Source organism: Mycolicibacterium pallens (assembly GCF_019456675.1).
Taxonomy (GTDB): Bacteria; Actinomycetota; Actinomycetes; order Mycobacteriales; family Mycobacteriaceae; genus Mycobacterium; species Mycobacterium crocinum.
The window spans coordinates 4,423,442-4,442,896 of record NZ_CP080333.1; the positions used below are offsets into that span (position 1 = coordinate 4,423,442).

Genomic DNA, 19,455 nt, shown 5'->3' on the forward strand with positions numbered 1-19,455 from the left:
CGAGTGTGGGCGGTAGGCTGACCCCCCAACAGGCCGGTGCGACCTCGAATTTTCCGCCCAGCTCACGTGCGGGGATTGACCTTCCGGCAAGTTCATGGAAACCTGTTATCCGGATATGAGAATGAGATTCTCCACCTTGAGAGGGGGTTACCGATGCGCCTGACACCGCTACCAGCGGACGAGTGGGACGACGAGGTGCAGCTCGCACTCAAGGGCATGCTCCCCCGCGATCGGCAGAACCCCGAGGGTGCCGGCACGGCGCTGTCCACGCTCGTTCGCCATCCCGACCTCACTAAGGCATACCTCGGCTTCAACGTCTATCTGCTGTTCCGCTCGACACTGCCGGCCCGGCTGCGCGAGGTGGCGGTCCTGCGGGTGGCGCATCGCCGGGACTGCACCTACGAGTGGGAGCACCACGTCGAGATGGCCAAGGCCGAAGGGCTGACCGACGCCGATGTCGAAGCCATTCGCAACGGCGAGGCCAACGACGAGCTCGACCGGCTGGTCGTGCGGGCCACCGATGAACTCGAGGACAAATCGAATCTCACCGACGAAACCTGGGCCGAGCTCGGCGAGCACCTCACCGAGCGTCAGCGCATGGACTTCGTCTTCACCGTCGGCGCCTACGGCATGTTGGCCATGGCGTTCAACACTTTCGGCGTACAGCTCGAGAACGAAAGGTAAGTACGTGGCATTTTTCAAGAAGCCGGATGTCGGCAGCTGGACTGAGAACTGGCCGGAACTCGGCACCGCTCCGGTCAACTACGAGGACTCGATTGATCCCGAGCACTGGAAGTTGGAGCAGCAGGCCATCTTCCGCAAGACCTGGCTGCAGATGGGCCGCGTGGAGCTGATCCCCAAGAAGGGCAGCTACATCACCCGCGAGCTTCCGTCGGTCGGCCCCGGCACGTCGATCATCATCGTCAACGACGGTGAGCAGGTCCGCGCCTTCTACAACCTGTGCCGGCATCGCGGCAACAAGCTGGTGTGGAATGACTACCCGGGCGAAGAAGTTTCGGGCAGCTGCCGTCAGTTCGTGTGCAAGTACCACGCCTGGCGCTACGACCTCCAGGGCAACCTGACCTTCATTCAGCAGGAGCAGGAGTTCTTCGACGTCGACAAGGCCGACTACCCGCTCAAGCCGGTCCGCTGCGAGGTGTGGGAAGGCTTCATCTTCGTCAACTTCGACGACAACGCGGTCTCGCTCGAGGAGTACCTCGGCGAGTTCGGCCAGGGCCTGAAGGGTTACCCCTTCCATGAGATGACCGAGCACTACAGCTACCGCGCCACGGTCAACTCGAACTGGAAGCTGTTCATCGACGCGTTCGTCGAGTTCTACCACGCGCCGATCCTGCACATGAAGCAGGCGGAGAAGGAAGAAGCCGAGAAGCTCGCCAAGTTCGGCTTCGAGGCGCTGCATTACGACATCAAGGGCGATCACTCGATGATCTCGTCCTGGGGCGGCATGAGTCCGCCGAAGGACCTGAAGATGGTCAAGCCCATCGAGCGGATCCTGCACAGCGGTCTGTTCGGGCCGTGGGACCGCCCCGACATCAAGGGCATCCTGCCCGACGAGTTGCCGCCCGCGATCAACCCGGGCCGGCACGCGACGTGGGGCCAGGACTCGTTCGAGTTCTTCCCGAACTTCACGCTGCTGTTCTGGGCACCGGGCTGGTACCTGACCTACAACTACTGGCCGACCGGAGTCGACTCGCACATCTTCGAGGCCGACCTGTACTTCGTGCCGCCGAAGAACCTGCGCGAGCGGCTCTCCCAGGAATTGGCCGCGGTGACGTTCAAGGAGTACGCGTTCCAGGACGCCAACACCCTCGAAGCCACGCAGACGCAGATCGGCACCCGCGCCGTGCTCGACTTCCCGCTGTGTGACCAGGAAATCTTGTTGCGCCACCTGCACCACACCGCCCACAAGTACGTCGACCGGTACAAAGAATCATTGGCAAACGGAAACGGGAACGGCTCAGCTGCCGCTAAGCCTGCGAAGGAAGACGCAAATGTCTAAGCTGCCAGAAGAATTCGCCGACCTGGAGCGCTTCAGCGACTGGTGCCTTCCGACCGAGGAAGAGCGTTACCAGAAGCGCCTCAACTCCTCGATGGAAGAGATGCAGGAGCTCTACGACGCCGGCATGGCGCGGCTGGAAGACATCATGGTCTACGTCGACGCCCGCTTTCCGCTCAAGAGCATGCCGGAAGACGCCAAAGCTCTGGTACATCTAGGACAGTCGATCGTTCAGGTCAGCTTCCCGGTCGAGGTGTGGAAGCAGCCCCGCGTGCTCGACAGCGGTGCCGCCTATATCAATCTGATCAAGGAGCCGGTGGTCTGAGCGTGCTGACCCTGAAGGCTGCCGGGTACGTCGACGTCGACGCGGGCGAGATCGTCCGCCCCGGCATCGTGAAGGTCGACGGCGACCGGATCGTTTCTGTCGGAGGCACCCCCGAGGGCGAGATCGTCGATCTCGGGGATGCCATCCTGCTGCCGGGTCTGATGGACATGGAGGTCAACCTCCTCATGGGTGGCCGGGGTGAAAACCCCGGCCTTTCCCAGGTTCAGGACGACCCGCCCACCCGGGTGTTGCGTGCGGTCGGCAACGCCCGCCGCACGCTGCGGGCGGGGTTCACCACGGTGCGCAACCTCGGCCTGTTCGTCAAGACCGGCGGCTACCTGCTCGACGTCGCACTGGGCAAGGCCATCGACGCGGGCTGGATCGAGGGTCCGCGCATCGTGCCTGCCGGACACGCGATCACCCCGACCGGCGGACATCTGGATCCCACGATGTTCGCGGCGTTCATGCCCGGTGTGCTCGAGCTGACCATCGAGGAGGGCATCGCCAACGGGGTCGACGAGATCCGCAAGGCAGTGCGCTACCAGATCAAGCACGGCGCCCAGCTGATCAAGGTGTGCTGCTCGGGCGGCGTGATGTCGCTGACGGGTGAAGCTGGCGCGCAGCACTATTCGGACGAAGAGCTGCGTGTGATCGTCGACGAGGCGCACCGGCGCGGATTGCGCGTCGCCGCACACACCCACGGCGCCGAGGCCGTCAAGCATGCGGTGGCATGCGGTATCGACTGCATCGAGCACGGCTTCCTGATGGACGACGAGGCCATCCAGATGCTGGTCGACAACGACCGGTTCCTGGTGACCACTCGACGACTGGCCCAGGCGATGGACGTCTCGCACGCACCGAAGGTGCTGCAGGACAAGGCAGCCGAGATGTTCCCGAAGGCGGAGACGTCGATCAAGGCGGCCTACGAGGCCGGGGTGAAGATCGCCGTCGGCACCGACGCCCCCGCCATCCCGCACGGCAAGAACGCCGACGAGCTGGTGACCCTGGTGGAATGGGGAATGCCGCCGGCCGCGGTGCTGCGGGCGGCCACCGTCGTCGGGGCCGACCTGATCGACGCGACCGACCGGGGCCGGATCGCCGAGGGCTTACTTGCCGATATCATCGCCGTGCCCGGTGATCCGTTGTCCGACATCACCGTTACCCAGAACGTCAGCTTCGTCATGAAGGGCGGGAAAGTTTATGTCAACAAAGCGGACTGACGACATCGTCGAGATTCAGCAGCTGCTCGCCCGCTACGCGGTGACCATCACTCAGCTGGATGTCGAGAACCTGGTCAAGGTCTTCACCGAGGACGGCACCTACAGTGCCTTCGGCGAAACCTATTCGCTGGGGCGGTTTCCCGAGCTCGTCGATGCCGCACCCAAGGGTTTGTTCATGACCGGCGAGTCGCTGGTCGAGTTCGACGAGAACGACCCCGACAAGGCCACCGGCACCCAGCCGCTGTGCTTCATCGAGCACTCCGCGCACGACATGCGCATCGGTTACTACCGCGACACCTACCTGCGGACCGATAAGGGCTGGCGGCTCAACACCCGGGCCATGACCTTCATCCGGCGCACCGGTGTGCACGATTCGGGCCGTCCGCACGCGATCGGCCGGCCGGCCGGCGGATGACCACGGTGGCCGAATCCGGCACGACGGCAGACGAATTCCGCGCCGATCTGCGTGCCTGGCTCGACAAGAACGATCTGAGCCCAGGCCCGGACCATTCGCTGGATGCGCACATCGAGCAGATGAGCCGCGTGCGTCGCGCCCTCTACGACGCCGGATGGATGCGGTACGGCTGGCCCGAAGAGGTCGGCGGTCTGGGCGGCTCGGTGATCATGCGGATGATCGTCGCCGAAGAGGTGCTCGGCCGTAACATCGCCGAGCCGGGCCCGTACTCGATGATGGAAGTCCTTGTGCCGACCATGATCTCGTACGCCCGCCCGGAGCTCGCCGCCGAGATGGTGCCGCGCTATCTGCGCGGCGAAGAGCACTGGTGTCAGGGTTTTTCCGAGCCCGGCTCGGGCAGTGACCTGGCGTCGTTGAGCACCAAGGCCACCCAGCGCGGCGACGAGTGGGTGATCAACGGCCAGAAGGTGTGGACCAGCTTCGCCCAGTTCTCCAAACGCTGCGTGCTACTCACCCGTACCGGCACGCCGGACACACCCAAGCACCAGGGCATCACCGCGTTCTTCATCGACATGGATTCGCCCGGCATCACGGTGCGGCCGCTGCACACCATGCACGGCGTCGACGAATTCTGCGAGGTGTACTTCGACGACGTCGTGGTCCCTGCCGAGCGCATGCTCGGCAATCCCGGCGACGGCTGGCGGCTGGCCAACGACCTGCTGCCGTTCGAGCGTTCGACGTGCTTCTGGCAGCGGATCTCCTACCTGTTCACCCGGCTCGACCGGCTGATCGCCGACGAGACGGACGCGGGCGACGCCGAGCTCGGCGCGGCTTTCCTCGCCCTGCACACCGTGCGCTGCCGGTCAGCGGGCACCCAGCACCGCTTCGCCGAAGGCGCCAAGCTGGGCCCGGAGACATCGATCGACAAGGTGCTGCTGGCCGGCGCCGAGCAGCGCCTCTATGACACGGCACGCGATGTGATGCCGGGGGTGCTCGAACTCGATGAGACGCCCTGGCGTTCGGAGTTCCTGTACTCGCGCTCGGCCACCATCTACGGCGGTACCGCGGAAATCCAGCGCAACATCATCGCCCGCCGGCTCCTCGACCTCGGGAAGGAGTGAGACGTGGAAGACGGCGAACTGGGAATGCTGGCCGACACGCTCGAGAAGTCGATGAGCGCGGCCGCGACAGCCGGCTCTCCCAATATCGAGGATGTCCTGAGCGATCTCGGCTGGCTGGAGATGCTGGAGGAGATCCCGGACGAGGCAACGGGTTTGGTGTTCCGCCTGCTGGGTGAGACTGGTACGCACGCCGGGGTGATCAATGACGTGGTGCTCGCCGCGGCAGGCAGTCAACCCGGCGGCACGATCGCGCTGCCGTATACCGGCGGCCGCTGGGTGACCTGGGAGCGCACCGACGGCGTGCAGTCGGCGATGGATCCCGAGCTTCCCGTCCACGCCACCGACGCCGGGACCGACATTCCGCTGGCCAAGGGTCGACTCGCGCTCGCCTGGTGGCTGGTGGGGTCGGCGCGCGCGATGCTGGCGCTGGCGCGCCAGCACGCCGTGGACCGTGTTCAGTTCGGCCGGCCGATCGGGTCGTTCCAGGCCGTGCGCCACCGGCTCGCCGAGACGCTCGTCGCCGTCGAGGGCGCGGAGGCCACTCTGCTGATGGCCACCGACGACTTCGGGTGTCTGCTGGGCAAGGCGGCCGCCGGCCAGGCTGCGCTGACCGCTGCCAAGCACTGTCAGCAGGTGCTCGGCGGTATCGGCTTCACCGATGAGCATGACCTGCACCGGCACGTGAAGCGCGTGTTCGTGCTGGACGGCCTGCTCGGATCGGCGCGCGATCTGACCCGCGAAGCGGGTGCCACCATCCGGTCGCTGGGGCATGCGCCCCGGCTGGGAAACCTGTGACGAACGCCATGGCGGCGAATGCGCTGGTCACCCTTTAGACTGTGCGGAACAAAAATTTTGGGTTCGTATTGTGTTGAGAACATAATTCTCGTCGCTGAGAGTAGTACTCTCTTACCGTGAGCTACATCCGAAACCGCATCTGCTCGTCTCGAGCCCGGCAGTGAACAGCCCGAGCGAGGAACCTGCCTGGAAGCAGCGCGCCGTCGAGCGGTCCATCCGGACCGCTAAGGTGCGCGCCGGGCAGCGCGTGCAGCGATTCCTGGATGCCGCACAGGCCATCATCACCGAAAAGGGCAGCACCGACTTCACCGTGCAGGAGGTCGTCGACCGCTCCCGCCAGTCACTGCGCAGCTTCTACCTGCAGTTCGACGGTAAGCACGAGCTGCTGCTGGCGCTGTTCGAGGATGCCCTGAGCCGGGCCGCCGATCAGATCCGCGCCGCGACGTCGGCTCAGGACGACCCGCTGGACCGCCTCAAGGTGGCCGTCACCCTGCTCTTCGAACTGTCCCGGCCGGACCCGACCGCCCGGCGGCCACTGTTCACCGACTTCGCCCCGCAGCTGCTGATCTCGCACCCCAACGAGGTCAAGGTGGCTCACGCACCGCTGGTGGCGCTGTTCGCCGAACTGATGATCGAGGCTGCGGAGGCGGGTGAACTGCGGGAAGATGCCAACCCGCGCCGGATCGCGGCGATGACGATGCAGACCATCATGTTCATCGCCCAGTCCAGCTCGGTGGAGGACGAGGAGAACGTCCACACACCGATCAGCGGCGACGAGGTGTGGACCTTCTGCTCCCAGGGCTTCGCCCGCAAGTAAGCGTTACGGCTCGACCGACGAAACTTGTTGTGCGATAAGCGCTTCCGCAGCGCTGTACGGATCGCGGCTGCCGTCGGCGACCGCCTGTGCCAAAGCGTCGAGATCGGGATGCCGGTGCAGCCGGCTCTGCGCCAGTGACAACACTTGCGCACGGGCCCGTGCGGCGCGCCGCTCCGGGGTGTCGGCCCGCCGATGGGCCTCGATCGCCTCGACCAGCTCCCCCACCCCCTCGGCCTTGGCGGCGACCAGCGTCAGGACCGGAACGTGCGTCTCGAACTTCAGGTCACGCACGGTCTGCGCGGCGCCCTCTCGGTCGGCCTTGTTCACCACCACCAGGTCGGCGACCTCGAGCAGGCCGGCCTTTGCGGCCTGGACGGCGTCACCGGCGCCCGGGTTGAGGATCACGATCGTCGGGTCGGCGACCGCGGCGATCTCGATCTCCGACTGCCCGACGCCGACGCTCTCCAGCAGGACGACGTCATAGCCCAGCGCACCGAGCAGGCGGATCGCGGCGGGTACGGCGGCGGCCAGGCCGCCCAGATGCCCGCGGGTGGCCACCGACCGGATCAACACGTCGGGGTCGTTGATGTGCTGGGCCATCCTGATCCGGTCACCGAGCAGCGCGCCGCCGCTGTAGGGCGACGACGGATCGACGGCCAGCACGGCGACCCGTTGCGCGCGTTCGCGATACGCCGCGGCGAGCACCGCGATCGTCGTCGACTTGCCGGCTCCGGGCGGCCCGGTGATACCGACCACCGGCACAGCGGTTGGACCGACCTCGGCCAGCACCTCGTCGCGGCGGTCACTTTCGACCAGGCTCAGCAGACGCCCGACCGCACGAGTGTTCCCGCCGCGGGCCGCGGTGATCAGCTCGGCGACGTCCATGGCTCGCAACGCTAGCTCAGTAACCGCCGACCTCTATCACCGTCGCCGAACCCATCCCGCCGCCGGCGCACATCGCGGCGACCGCGATCCCACCACCGCGACGGCGCAGCTCGTGGATCAGCGTCACCAGCATCCGCGCGCCGGTGGCCGCCACCGGATGCCCGAGCGAACACCCACTGCCGCTGACATTGACCCGCTCGGGGTCGATGTCGAGGAGCTTGATGGTGGCCACACACATCGCGGCGAACGCCTCGTTGATTTCGAACAGGTCGACGTCGGCGAGCGAAAGACCGGCCCGCCCAAGCGCTTTCTTGATTGCCGCCACCGGGGCCAGACCGGTCTCGGCCGGGTCGATGCCGACCGAGGCCCAGGACCGGATGACGCCGAGCGCGGGCAGGCCCAGGTCTTCGCTGGCGATCGCGAGGGCGGCCGCGGCGTCGTTGGCGCCGCAGGCATTTCCCGCGGTGATCGAGAAGCCCTCGATCTCCGGATGCAGCGGCTTGAGGCCGGCCAGCCGTTCCATGCTGGTGTCGCGGCGCGGGTGTTCGTCGGTGTCGAACAATCCGTGCGGCGTATCGATCGCGACGATCTCTTGCTTGAATCGGCCCTCGTCGATCGCCGCGATCGCGTTGCGGTGTGACCGCAATGCCCAGGCATCCATCTCTTCTCGCGTCACGCCCGCCTTCACCGCGGCGTTCCACCCGACCGTGATGGACATGTCCATGTTCGGCGCGTCTGGGCGGTCGGGGTGGGTCGGCGGGAACCAGTCGACCATGTCCTCCCCGGCGCGGCGCTTGAACCGCGGTGACGTCGACGCCGAGTTCACCCCGCCGGCGATCACGAGGCGGTCCATGCCGGCGCGAATGCTGGCTGCGGCGCTCTGCACGGCCGCCTGCCCCGCGGCGCAGTGCCGGTTGACGGCCGCGCCGGGCACCGACGTCAGGCCGGCCGTAATCGCGGCGTGCCGGGCGACCACCCCGCCGCCGTAGAGGCCTTCACCGAGGATGACGTCGTCGATGTCGGCGCGGTCGACATGTTCGTCGAGCTCGGCCACCGTCGCACCCACGACGTGGTCGGCCAGCTGGTAGGCGTCGGTGTCGCGCAGCGTGCCCTTCATGGCGGTGCCGATAGGGGTGCGCAATGCGGACACGATCACGGCTTCGGGCACAGATCTCTCCTCGTGCGATTGACCAAATTCAGTCGGTATGAGAATACTATTCTCTCAAGTAGAGAGCGTCAGTTGCAAGAAGGGTAACGCTATGCAGATCAGTGGGAGTTCCGCCGTCGTCTTCGGTGGAGCGGGCGGCCTCGGCGAGGCCACCGTGCGCAAGCTGCACGGGGCGGGCGTCAAGGTCGTGATCGCCGACCTCGCCGATGACAAGGGCAAGGAACTGGCCGCCGAGCTCGGCATCCCCTACGTCCGCACCGACGTCACCAGCGACGACGACGTCCAAGCCGCGATCGCCGCGGCCGAGGAACTCGGCCCGCTGCGCATCTCGGTCGACACCCACGGCGGCCCGGCGGGCGGCGGCCGGTTGGTCGGCAAGGACGGCTCCCCCATGGAGATGGAGGCGTTCACCAAGACCATCACCTTCTACCTGACCGCGGTGTTCAACGTGATGCGGCACGTCGCGGCCGCGATTGCGCGCCAGGAGCCCGACGAGAACGGCGCACGCGGCGTGATCATCAACACCGCATCGATCGCCGCGTACGAAGGTCAGATCGGCCAGCTCCCCTACTCCGCCGCCAAGGGCGGCGTGGTCGCCATGACTCTGGTTGCCGCACGCGATCTTTCACCGCTGGGTATCCGGGTGATGGCGATCGCGCCCGGCACCATCAACACCCCCGCCTACGGCAAGGCCGCCGACCAGCTGGAGGCGTACTGGGGTCCGCAGGTGCCGTTCCCCAAGCGGATGGGCCGTTCGGTCGAGTACGGGCAACTGGCCCTCTCGATCGCCGAGAACGACTACCTCAACGGCGAAACCATCCGTCTGGACGGGGCACTGCGCTTCCCGCCGAAATAGCGCCCGCGCCGACAGTAACGCCACGGCGGATTCCGGACCTCAAAGTCAAGTGGCCAGTGCAACGTTCATGCGGCTTGGCTGATGAGAGTGGCCAGGCGTTGGGCTGGGGTGTCGAGGTCGAGGGTGGGTCGGGGTCGGCTGTTGAGTTTGTCTTGGATTCGTTTGAGGTCAGCTTTGGTGTGGCCGCTGAGATCGGTGCCCTTTTCAAACCAGAACCGCAGCAGTCGATTGGTGTTCTCGTTGCTGCCGCGTTGCCAGGGTGAATGCGGGTCGCAGAAATAGACCGGGGCCTGTAGCTGCAGGCTGATGTCCTGCCAGCCGGCCATTTCGCTACCCCGGTCCCAGGTGAGGCTGCGGCGTAGGTGAGCGGGCAGGTCGTTCATCGCCTCGATCATCGCGGTGGCCACCGAATCAGCGGTGTGATCGGCCGGTAGGTGCAGCAGGATGGTGAACCGGGTGCTGCGCTCCACCAACGTCCCGATCGCGCTGGTGCCGCGGCTGCCCAGGATGAGATCGCCTTCCCAGTGCCCAGGCACCGCACGGTCCTCGACGACGGCAGGACGCTGGCTGATGGTGATCACGTCGCTGAACTTCCCGCGGCGTTCGCTGTGGTCACGGGGCTTGCGGGCGGTGCGTTTGGTCGACAGGCACTTATTGAGGTCAGCACGCAGCTGACCGCGGCCCTGGACGTAGAGGCACTGATAGATCGTTTCGTGGCTCACCCGTGCCAGCCTGTCATCGCCGTGATCACGCGCCAACACCTCGGCGATCAGTTTCGGGCTCCACCCGTCATCCATCCAACCCTCGATGGCTCTACACAACGCACGGTCTTCGAGCTTGAAAGCTTTAGGCCGCTTGGCTTTCTGTGCGGCACGGGCGTGAGCCATCAGGGCGTGATAGTCGCCGTCATCGTTGCGGTTTCGGCGGATCTCGCGATAGATCGTCGTGCGGTCACGACCGAGCTTCTCCGCGATCTTGGCCGCACTCAGGCCAGCATCGCGGCCGCGCATGATCTCGACCCGTTCCTCCACACTGAGTCGGTGGCCACGCCCGCCAGGCAGCATCTTGTTGCCCGGTTCGAGCAGACCACGCTGACCGCGTCCGCCGATCTGGATCGTCATGGCCCCAGCCTCACGCCACCACATCGACGCTGCCGTCGTCGACACGCCCATCTGCCGTGCCGTCGGGATCAGCGGCTCGCCTTGGCACACCCGATCAAACAACTCCCGCCGGGTCGACCTCGGATGCGGATAACCACTCGGCACGATGACCTCCACGAATCAACCAATGATGCGTTGACCGTATGAACCTGCCGACGGAATTCTCGCCGTGGCGTTACTGTCGCGATCTACTTCTTGGCGATCAGCCCGTCGACGATCTTGTTGAAGTCGGCCGTACCGAACGAGACGTACTCGGCGAGGTTGGCGTAGTCCAGCGAAGCCATCACCGACTTCTCCAGCTGCATGTTCATCAGCCGCTTGGTGGCCTCCACCGCCTGCTGCGGCAGCTCGATGATCTTCTTCGCGCATGCGATTGCTTCCGAAAGCGGGTCGGCGACAACATGATTCGCCAGGCCGAGCTCCACCGCGCGCTGCGCCTTGACGCGTACACCGGTCAGCGCGAACTCCTTGGCTTGCAGCAGGCTGATCTGCGATCCCCACACCAGCGGGCCGCCGTCGGCGGCGACCAGGCCGATCGACACATGCGGATCGGCGAAGAACGCGTTCTCGGCTATGTACACGACGTCGGACAGCGCGGCCAGGCTGCAGCCCAGGCCGACGGCCGGACCGTTGACCGCCGCGATCACCGGGATGCGGCAGCGGACCATGCCGATGACGAGATCACGGCCGTGCTTGATCGTCTTCTGCCGCAACGCCTCATCGTTGCGGAGCTCGTCGAGGTAGTTGAAGTCACCGCCTGCCGAGAATGCCCGGCCTGCACCGGTGATGACGGCCGCCCGCGCGGAGGCGTCCTCGTTGAGTGCCTCCCAGATCTTGGCGAGCCCGACGTGCAGGTTGTCATTGACGGCATTGAGATCGTCCGGGCGATTCAGCGTGATGATGCGCAGCGGGCCGTCGGCCGTGACGTCGATTTCGTCTGGCATTCCGTACATATCGTTAAACTCCCAGTCCAAGAATTCGTCCAGCGATGATGTTCTTCTGAATCTGCGACGTGCCGCCCATGACGCTCTGGGCGCGGCTGTAGAGGTAGGCGCCGAACAGCTCCTCGTCGTCGGTGCCGACGGTCGCCAGCGCGGCATGGCCGACGGACTGCTCGGTCCAGGTCATCAGCAGCTTGTCCAGCGACCCGTCCGGTCCGTGCTTGATGCCGTCGAGCTGCTCGGACAGCCGCCGGCGCACGTGCAGGCGCAGCATCTCTGTCTGCACCCACGCCCAGATGAGTTCGTCGGGGGCCGGTCCGTCCACGCGGGAGGCCATCTGGCGCACCAGCTTTCCGTAGCGTGCCGAGAAGCCCAGCGTCGACGGCTCGCGCTCGTGACTGACCACCGTCATCGCCAGCTTCCAGCCGTCGCCTGGCGCGCCCACCATGTTCGCGGCCGGAACACGGGCGCCGTCGAACTCCACCTGACCGAATTCTTTGGTGACACCGCTGATCATCTTCAGTGGCCGCTGCACGATGCCCGGCTGGTGCATCGTGACGATGAACGCCGAGATGCCCTTGTGTTTGGGTACGTCCTTGTCGGTGCGTGCCAGCACCAGGCACCAGTCGGCGCAATCGGAGTAACTGGTCCAGATCTTGTGCCCGTTGATGATGTACTCGTCGCCGTCGCGGGTCGCGGTGGTGGTCAACGAGGCGAGGTCCGAGCCGGCGCCCGGCTCCGAAAAGCCTTGGCACCAGCGCTCGGTGCCGTTGATCATGCCGGGCAGGAAGCGTTGCCGTAGTTCCTCGCTGCCGTGATGGCTCAGGCCCACCACCAGATAGCCCAGGCTCGGACGCGCGGGCGCCCCGGCTTTGGCGATCTCCTCGTCGACGATCACGTCGAACACCGTCGGCAAGCCCTGACCGCCGTACTCTTGCGGCCACGACGTGCCGAAGAACCCGGCGGCGTACAGCGCCTGATGCCACTCGCCCGCCTTGGCCCAGTAGGCGTCACCGGACGTCGGGAACTTGCCCTTCTGTTCTTTCAACCAGCCGCGCAGCCGCTCCCGGAAGGCGGCCTCGTCCGGTGAATCACGAAAGTCCAATGGTCAACTCCTCCAACTTGACTGGCCAGGCCTCCGTGGCGGCCAGCACCCGACGCAGATAGACATGAGCGAGGCACTCCCAGGTGTTGCCGATCCCGCCGTGCACCTGGATCGACATCTCACACACCGCCAGTGCCGCTCGCGCGCAATAGATCTTGGCGACCCGCGCCGCCTCGACCGCCTCGTGCACGGGCAGCTCGTCGACAGCCCACGCGGCATGACGCAGCACACTGACCGACCCCTCGATGAGGGCCAGGCCCTCAGCCAGCATGTGCGCCACCGCCTGGTACGACCCGATGGCCGAGCCGTACTGCTCGCGCACCTTCGCGTATTCGGTTGCCAGCGTGTGGGTGCCGCGTGCCGCGCCGACCAGATCGGCCGTCGTGACGGCCAGCGCGAGGGCATACCAGCGCTGCGCCTGCTCGGCGGTGAGCTCCCCGAGCGCGTCCGACGAACCGGAGACGACGGCGGTAACGCGGGTCAGATCGGCGGCCTCGCGGGCCGCGCCGACGCCGACGGACTCCACCGCAGTCCCGGTGAGCCGCACTGCAGCGTCCCCACCGTCGGCGTCGATGACCGTGTCACCGACCGCGATGGTGGCCGGCTGCGGCTCGGCCTCGAGTAGACGGTAGAGATCGTCGGCGAGCACCGGACCGAGGAACGGCACGTCGACGAGACCGCGTGCGAATTCCTCTGCGACCAAGGCCACTTCGACTCCGCTGGCACCGTCGGAACGAAGCGATCGCCAGCCCGTCGCGTCGACGGTCTTGGCCAACCGCGCTCGTCGCGACTCGTCGTCGAGGTCCGCGACGGACCCCGGCCCGAAGTCATCGGCCAGCTTGGCGGCGGCATCGCGCAGCTGCTGCTGCTCACTGGTCAGACGTGCGTCCATACTGCTCCTTGAGAACTCGCCGCAACGCCTTGCCCGATGGCAGGCGCGGGATTTCGGGCACGAAAACAATGTCACGGGGACGCTTGTAGGACGCCAGCTTCTCGGCGATCAGGGCGTCCAATTCGTCGGCGCTGACCGGCTCGGCGGTCGCCACCGCGGCGATGACCGCCTCGCCGTCCCCGTCGTCGGGCACGCCGAACACCGCGCAGTCGCGCACGGCGGGGTGACCATGCAACACCGACTCGACCTCGGCCGGGGCGACCTGGAAGCCTCGCACCTTGATCATTTCCTTGAGCCGGTCGGTGATTCGCAGCCAGCCGTCGTCGAGGTAGCCGATATCGCCGGTGCGATACCAGCCGTCGTCGAACGCGTCGGCGGTGGCGTCCTCGGGCAGGTAACCGGCCATCGCCGAATCGGAGCACACCTGGATCTCACCGACCGCGCCCGGTTCGACCGGCGCTCCGGTCTCGGTGGACACGATGCGCACCGGCGGGATGGGCCGACCGACCGTGTCGAGGCGGGCCGCATCGCGCGGGCAACACGCGATGACCGGCACTTCGCTGGTGCCGTACGCCGAGATCCAGCCGACGCCGGTCCGCTCGGTCACCGCTTCGGCCACACTGGCCGTGACCGGCGTGGCGCACCACATGATGTAGCGCAGTGAGGACAGGTCGAACGTCTCGAGCTTCGGATGCGACGCGATCGCCAATGCGATTGGCGCGACGGCCATTTCGACGGTGATGCGGTCGTCCTGGATCGTCTGCAGCATGGTGTCGATGTCGAACCGACGGTGCAGGCGCATCCAGGCACCCGCGTCGAGCACGGTGGCGATATTGAGCAGGCCGAGGATGTGCGACGGCGGTGTGACGATCTGCATGCGGTCGACCGCCGTAAGACCCAGCGCGTGGCGCCAGTGCCGGATACTCGCCGCCAGCGAACCGTGCGTGTGCCGCACCGCTTTCGGCATGCCCGTGGTGCCCGAGCTGAACACCAGCACGGCATCGGCGTCGCTCGCATGCTCTATCGGGGTGGGGTCCGCCGGGGTGATTGGTTCGTCGAGGTCGTACATGGGCATCAGGTCGGCCAGCAACGGGTTGTCCCCCACGGCATGGTCGGCACCCGACACCTCCAGCGCGTGGCCGACATCGGTGGACTTCCAGGCGGGGCTGATCAACACCGCCGACGCGCCCAGGCGCCAGATGGCTTGCACGGCGAAGATGAACTCGGGCCGGTTGGACGACATGACGGCGACGCGCTGGCCGGCTCGCACGCCACGGCTTTCGAGGGTGCGGGCCAGTCCGGCGGACAACGCATCGACCTGAGATCGTGTGTAGATGCGGTCCTCGAAGGCAAGCACTCTCACGTCGCTCACCGCGCGGTCCGCTCGCACATGGTCAGTGACAATCCCATCGACAGGTCAACAAACGAGAACATACTATCGCCAGTAGAGAACTGTATTCTCATCTGGGTAGAATGATACTGCGCAAACGCTGAGGAGAGAAGTGAGCACGGCGACGATCACGCTGGACGGTACGACGGTGACGGTGCCGGTCAACCCCGGGGACACACTGCTGGAGTCCGCCCGGCGCGCCGGTATGACCCCGCCGTACAGCTGCGAAGCCGGTAACTGCGGCACCTGCATCGCGACGGTCACCGAAGGCGTGGTCAAGATGCGGGTCAACGAGGTGCTCGACGACAGCGAGATCGATGAGGGCCTGATCCTCACCTGCCAGGGCGTCCCCGAGACGGACGTGACCGTCAGCTACGACGACTGAAACTCGTCGAGCTCCGGCGGCGGCAGATAGTCGGGTTCATACCCCACCACCCGCACCGGACTACCGACAAGACGGTAATCGCCTGCGGTGACGACAACCTCCGGAGTGGCCTCGAGGGCGTCCGGAAGCGAACGCACCGCGGCCGCCGGAATGCCGAGCGGACGCAGCCGGGCTTCCCAGCCGGCCGCGGTGTCGGCGGCCAGTGCGGCCGTCACGATCGCGAGCACCTCGTCCCGGCGGGCTGACCGCTCGGCCATCGTCGGGAACCCCTCGATGCCGGCCTCGGCGGCGAAGATCTTCCAGAAGCCGTCATGGGTGACGAACAGCGCCAGATACCCGTCCGCGGTCGGAAACAGCTGAGCCGGAACATAAAACGAGTGGGCGCCGTACGGATGCCGGCGCGGGTGCGTACCGTCGTTGAGGTAGGCCGACGCACGATAGTTCAGCTGCGAGAACATCACGTCGCGCAGCGAGACGTCGACCTGGCCACCCTCACCGGAGACGATCAAGGCCAAAAGTCCCAGCGCCGCAGTCAGTCCGGTGGAGTTGTCGGCCGACGAATAGCCCGGCAGGGTCGGCGGCGCATCCGGGTCGCCGGTCATCGCGGCCACACCGGTGGCCGCCTGGATCACGTAGTCGAAGGCCGGGTCGTCACCGCCGTTGAGACCGTAGCCGGTCAGGGCGACGCACACGATCTTCTCGTTGTGCTTGCGCAGCGCCTCGTAGGTGAGCCCGAAGCGCTTGATCACCGACGGTTTCATATTGACCAGCAGCGCATCGGATTCCGCCGCCAGCTCACCCAGCCGCCGCTGGCCGGCCTCGGACGCGAGGTCCAGGCAGACACTGCGCTTGTTGCGGTTCAGGCTGGCGAAATAGCTGTCCCCGACCTGCCGGGAGATCTCCCCGCCGGGCGGTTCGATCTTGATGACCTGCGCGCCGAGGTCGGCCAGCAGCATCGTGGCGTACGGCCCGGCCAGCATGGTGCCGACCTCGAGGATGCGGACACCGGAGAGCGGCCCCTTCATCGAACCTCGGCGCCGAGCTGCGCGATCACCTCGCGGGTCCGGTATTTCGACGCCACCAGCTCGTCGCGGGTCTCCCCGATCGGCAACAGCCGCACCGACAGGTCGGTAACCCCGGCGTCGGCAAATGCACGGAACCGCGCCAGGATTGCCTCTTCGTCGCCGGCGGCGCACAGGTCGCCCACGTCGCGCGCGTCGCCGCGGTCGAGCAGCTTCTGATAGTTCGGTGACGTCTCCGCTTCGGCGAGAATGCGGTTGGCCCGATCCTTGGCCGCCTCGATCTCGGAGTTCGCGCACAGGCACACGGGGATACCGGCGACGATGCGCGGCGCCGGCCGGCCGGCGTTCTCGGCGGCCTTATTGATCCGGGGCGCGATGTGGTCGCCGATCGCCCGCTCGTCGGCCATCCACAGCACGGTGCCGTCGGTGAGCTCACCCGCGATCTGCAGCATCACCGGGCCGAGTGCGGCCAGCAGCACCGGGAGCGGTGAATCCGCCTGCAGCACAGTCGGATTGTGCACGGTGAAGGTGTCGTTCTCGACGTCCACGTCACCCGGGCCGGCCAAGGCCGCGTTGAGTACCTCGAGGTAGTCGCGGGTGTACGACGCCGGCTTCTCATACGGAAGCCCCAGCATGTCGCGAATGATCCAGTGGTGCGAGGGGCCCACACCCAGTGCCAGCCGGTTACCGCTGCCGGCATGCACCGACAGGGCCTGGCGGGCCAGGGCGATCGGGTGCTGCGCCTGCAGTGGAACAACGGCAGTGCCCAGCTCGATGCGCGAGGTACGAGCACCCATCTGCGCGACCATCGTCAGCGCGTCATAGTCGTTGGGCACCTGCGGCATCCACGCGGTGTCGAAGCCAGCTCCCTCCGCCCACTCGATATCCTCGAGGAGCTTCTTCACCTTGCGGGCCATATCGCCCCGCTCGGCACCGATCATCACGCCGAGACGCATTGCTCACCCCACCTGTTCTGAGGTCAGTGCGCGGACGTCGGTCACCAGAGTCTCGAGCGACGTTCCGGTCGGAAACACCGCCGCCGCACCGACTTCCTTCAGCTTCGGTACGTCGCCCAACGGAATCGTGCCACCCACGATCACCGCGATGTCACCTGCGTCGGCTTCCCGCAGCGCGTCCACGGTGCGCTTGGTCAATGCCAGGTGCGCGCCGGACAGGATCGAAAGACCCACGACCGCAACGTCTTCCTGCAGCGCGATCGACACGATGTCCTCAATGCGCTGACGGATCCCGGTGTAGATCACCTCGAAGCCGGCGTCACGCAGCGCGCGCGCCACGATCTTGGCGCCACGGTCGTGGCCGTCCAGGCCGGGCTTGGCGACCAGGATGCGAGCAGCCATCAGAACACCACCGGCTGCTGGAATTCGCCCCACACCGACTTCAGTGTCGACACCATCTCCCCCACCGTGCAATACGCGTTGGCACAGTCGATCAGCTTGTGCATCAGGTTGTCGTCGCCTTCCGCCGAACGAGCCAGGGCTGCCAGGGCTTCCTTCACCGCGACGTCGTCGCGTTCGGCCTTCACCTTCGCCAGCCGCCGCAGTTGCTTGTCGCGGCCTTCCGCATCGAGTTCGTAGGTGGCCAGGTCCGGGGCGGGCTCGTCGACGACGAACTTGTTCACCCCGACCACCGGGCGCTCACCGGACTCGACCTCCTGGTGGATCTTGTAGGCCTCGTCGGCGATCAGCCCCTGCAGGTAGCCGTCCTCGATGGATTGCACCATTCCGCCGTGCTTTTCGAGATCGGACATGATCTCGATGATGCGCTCCTCGGTGGCGTCGGTGAGCGCCTCGACGAAGTAGGAGCCGCCGAGCGGGTCGGCCACCCGGGCCACGCCGGTCTCGTAGGCCAGGATCTGCTGGGTGCGCAGCGCCAGCGTCGCAGACTCCTCGCTGGGCAGTGCGAACGGCTCGTCCCAGGCTGCGGTGAACATCGACTGAACGCCACCGAGCACCGAGGCCAGCGCCTCATACGCCACCCGGACCAGGTTGTTCTGCGCCTGCGGAGCGTACAACGACGCACCGCCGGACACGCAGCCGAACCGGAACATCGCGGCCTTATCGGTCTTGGCACCCCAACGCTCGCGCACGATCGTCGCCCAACGACGGCGTCCCGCACGGTATTTGGCGATCTCCTCGAAGAAATCACCGTGGGTGTAGAAGAAGAACGAGATCTGCGGCGCGAACTGGTCGATGGTCATCCGGCCGCGCTCGACCACGGTGTCGCAGTAGGTCACACCGTCGGCGAGGGTGAACGCCATCTCCTGCACGGCGTTGGCGCCGGCGTCCCGGAAGTGCGCCCCGGCCACCGAGATCGCGTTGAACCGCGGCACCTCGGCCGCACAGAACTCGATGGTGTCGGCGATCAGGCGCAGCGAGGGCTCCGGCGGCCAGATCCACGTCCCCCGGGAGGCGTACTCCTTGAGGATGTCGTTCTGGATGGTGCCGGTGAGCTTTTCGCGGGGCACACCCTTCTTCTCCGCGGCGGCGACATAGAACGCCAGCAGGATCGCGGCGGTGCCGTTGATCGTGAAGCTGGTGCTGATCTTGTCCAGCGGGATGCTGTCGAACAGGATCTCCGCATCGGCGAGGGTGTCGACCGCGACGCCGACCCGGCCGACCTCTTCGCCGTACTCCGGATCGTCGGAGTCATAGCCGCACTGGGTCGGCAGGTCGAGCGCGACGGACAGGCCGGTGCCACCCTGCTCGAGCAGGTAGCGATAGCGCTCGTTTGACTCCTCGGCGGTGCCGAAGCCGGAATACTGGCGGAAGGTCCACAACCGTCCGCGGTATCCACTGGAGAAGTTGCCCCGGGTGAACGGAAACGTGCCCGGCGCGGGAGGATCGCCACTGCGGTCGGCCGGTCCATACACCGGCTCCAGTGGGATCCCCGACGACGTGTGGGATAGGTGGTCCATCGCTGG

At 66.4% G+C, this 19,455-nt stretch carries 21 protein-coding genes; 10 read left to right on the plus strand and 11 right to left on the minus strand.

Annotated features, from left to right (window positions below; genetic code table 11):
* The first annotated feature begins 153 nt into the window (after window positions 1–153).
* The 8 genes from K0O64_RS21555 to K0O64_RS21590 all read left to right on the plus strand — a co-directional run bounded on the left by K0O64_RS21555 (window position 154) and on the right by K0O64_RS21590 (window position 6,710).
* The gene (locus K0O64_RS21555; protein WP_071942526.1) at window positions 154–684 is read left to right on the plus strand and encodes a carboxymuconolactone decarboxylase family protein; all 531 of its coding nucleotides are present in this window, start codon (window positions 154–156) and stop codon (window positions 682–684) included.
* A 4-nt stretch (window positions 685–688) separates the two neighbouring features.
* Entirely contained in the window at window positions 689–2,020 is a 1,332-nt protein-coding gene (locus tag K0O64_RS21560; protein ID WP_071942524.1) for an aromatic ring-hydroxylating oxygenase subunit alpha, read from the plus strand.
* Window positions 2,013–2,342, plus strand: coding sequence for a hypothetical protein (locus K0O64_RS21565; protein ID WP_071942522.1), 330 nt, complete (start codon window positions 2,013–2,015; stop codon window positions 2,340–2,342). Before K0O64_RS21560 ends, K0O64_RS21565 begins: the two co-directional genes overlap by 8 nt.
* 2 nt (window positions 2,343–2,344) lie before the next feature.
* Window positions 2,345–3,562, plus strand: a complete 1,218-nt coding sequence (locus K0O64_RS21570; RefSeq protein ID WP_071942520.1) for a metal-dependent hydrolase family protein — start codon at window positions 2,345–2,347, stop codon at window positions 3,560–3,562.
* Entirely contained in the window at window positions 3,543–3,977 is a 435-nt protein-coding gene (locus K0O64_RS21575; protein ID WP_071942518.1) for a nuclear transport factor 2 family protein, read from the plus strand. The genes K0O64_RS21570 and K0O64_RS21575 overlap by 20 nt, the downstream gene beginning before the upstream one ends.
* Before the next feature lie 5 nt (window positions 3,978–3,982).
* Window positions 3,983–5,098: an acyl-CoA dehydrogenase family protein gene (locus tag K0O64_RS21580; protein WP_425574838.1), complete on the plus strand. Its 1,116-nt coding sequence runs from the start codon at window positions 3,983–3,985 to the stop codon at window positions 5,096–5,098.
* A gap of 24 nt (window positions 5,099–5,122) precedes the next feature.
* Entirely contained in the window at window positions 5,123–5,893 is a 771-nt protein-coding gene (locus K0O64_RS21585; protein WP_071949664.1) for an acyl-CoA dehydrogenase family protein, read from the plus strand.
* 160 nt (window positions 5,894–6,053) lie between these two features.
* A complete protein-coding gene (locus K0O64_RS21590; RefSeq protein ID WP_096312031.1) occupies window positions 6,054–6,710 on the plus strand; it encodes a TetR/AcrR family transcriptional regulator in 657 nt (218 codons plus the stop codon).
* 3 nt (window positions 6,711–6,713) lie between these two features.
* On the opposite strand, the gene meaB is transcribed toward K0O64_RS21590, so the two are convergent.
* Both meaB and K0O64_RS21600 read right to left on the minus strand, forming a co-directional pair.
* Complete coding sequence (gene meaB / locus K0O64_RS21595; RefSeq protein ID WP_071942512.1) at window positions 6,714–7,595, minus strand: methylmalonyl Co-A mutase-associated GTPase MeaB; 882 nt, start codon at window positions 7,593–7,595, stop codon at window positions 6,714–6,716.
* A 16-nt stretch (window positions 7,596–7,611) separates the two neighbouring features.
* Window positions 7,612–8,763: a thiolase family protein gene (locus tag K0O64_RS21600; RefSeq protein ID WP_071942511.1), complete on the minus strand. Its 1,152-nt coding sequence runs from the start codon at window positions 8,761–8,763 to the stop codon at window positions 7,612–7,614.
* A 91-nt stretch (window positions 8,764–8,854) separates the two neighbouring features.
* Here K0O64_RS21600 and K0O64_RS21605 point away from each other — a divergent pair, with 91 nt between their 5' ends.
* Window positions 8,855–9,619, plus strand: coding sequence for an SDR family NAD(P)-dependent oxidoreductase (locus tag K0O64_RS21605; protein ID WP_071942509.1), 765 nt, complete (start codon window positions 8,855–8,857; stop codon window positions 9,617–9,619).
* A gap of 65 nt (window positions 9,620–9,684) precedes the next feature.
* Here the strand turns inward: K0O64_RS21605 and K0O64_RS21610 are convergent, their stop codons facing one another.
* From K0O64_RS21610 to K0O64_RS21630, 5 genes are all read right to left on the minus strand, one after another.
* Complete coding sequence (locus tag K0O64_RS21610; protein WP_071949663.1) at window positions 9,685–10,884, minus strand: IS30 family transposase; 1,200 nt, start codon at window positions 10,882–10,884, stop codon at window positions 9,685–9,687.
* Window positions 10,885–10,967: 83 nt separating this feature from the next.
* Window positions 10,968–11,732 (minus strand): enoyl-CoA hydratase/isomerase family protein, encoded by a 765-nt coding sequence (locus K0O64_RS21615; protein ID WP_071942507.1) that lies wholly within the window; start codon window positions 11,730–11,732, stop codon window positions 10,968–10,970.
* Between the two features lie 4 nt (window positions 11,733–11,736).
* The gene (locus K0O64_RS21620) at window positions 11,737–12,825 is read right to left on the minus strand and encodes an acyl-CoA dehydrogenase family protein (RefSeq protein ID WP_071942505.1); all 1,089 of its coding nucleotides are present in this window, start codon (window positions 12,823–12,825) and stop codon (window positions 11,737–11,739) included.
* On the minus strand, window positions 12,812–13,717 hold the full coding sequence (locus K0O64_RS21625) for an acyl-CoA dehydrogenase family protein (protein WP_071942503.1): 906 nt from the start codon (window positions 13,715–13,717) through the stop codon (window positions 12,812–12,814). Before K0O64_RS21625 ends, K0O64_RS21620 begins: the two co-directional genes overlap by 14 nt.
* A complete protein-coding gene (locus K0O64_RS21630; RefSeq protein ID WP_071949662.1) occupies window positions 13,695–15,089 on the minus strand; it encodes a class I adenylate-forming enzyme family protein in 1,395 nt (464 codons plus the stop codon). Before K0O64_RS21630 ends, K0O64_RS21625 begins: the two co-directional genes overlap by 23 nt.
* Before the next feature lie 130 nt (window positions 15,090–15,219).
* Here K0O64_RS21630 and K0O64_RS21635 point away from each other — a divergent pair, with 130 nt between their 5' ends.
* On the plus strand, window positions 15,220–15,492 hold the full coding sequence (locus tag K0O64_RS21635) for a 2Fe-2S iron-sulfur cluster-binding protein (RefSeq protein WP_083542558.1): 273 nt from the start codon (window positions 15,220–15,222) through the stop codon (window positions 15,490–15,492).
* Here K0O64_RS21635 and K0O64_RS21640 read toward each other — a convergent pair.
* Genes K0O64_RS21640 through K0O64_RS21655 form a run of 4 tightly spaced genes read right to left on the minus strand, consistent with a single transcriptional unit; the run spans window position 15,480 to window position 19,449 of the window.
* Complete coding sequence (locus K0O64_RS21640) at window positions 15,480–16,517, minus strand: CaiB/BaiF CoA transferase family protein (protein WP_071942499.1); 1,038 nt, start codon at window positions 16,515–16,517, stop codon at window positions 15,480–15,482. The two genes, K0O64_RS21635 and K0O64_RS21640, sit on opposite strands and share 13 nt — an antisense overlap.
* Window positions 16,514–17,470 (minus strand): LLM class F420-dependent oxidoreductase, encoded by a 957-nt coding sequence (locus K0O64_RS21645; protein ID WP_071942497.1) that lies wholly within the window; start codon window positions 17,468–17,470, stop codon window positions 16,514–16,516. The genes K0O64_RS21640 and K0O64_RS21645 overlap by 4 nt, the downstream gene beginning before the upstream one ends.
* A 3-nt stretch (window positions 17,471–17,473) precedes the next feature.
* Window positions 17,474–17,872, minus strand: coding sequence for a cobalamin B12-binding domain-containing protein (locus K0O64_RS21650; RefSeq protein ID WP_071942495.1), 399 nt, complete (start codon window positions 17,870–17,872; stop codon window positions 17,474–17,476).
* Window positions 17,872–19,449, minus strand: a complete 1,578-nt coding sequence (locus tag K0O64_RS21655; RefSeq protein ID WP_071942493.1) for a methylmalonyl-CoA mutase family protein — start codon at window positions 19,447–19,449, stop codon at window positions 17,872–17,874. Before K0O64_RS21655 ends, K0O64_RS21650 begins: the two co-directional genes overlap by 1 nt.
* Window positions 19,450–19,455 lie beyond the last annotated feature (6 nt).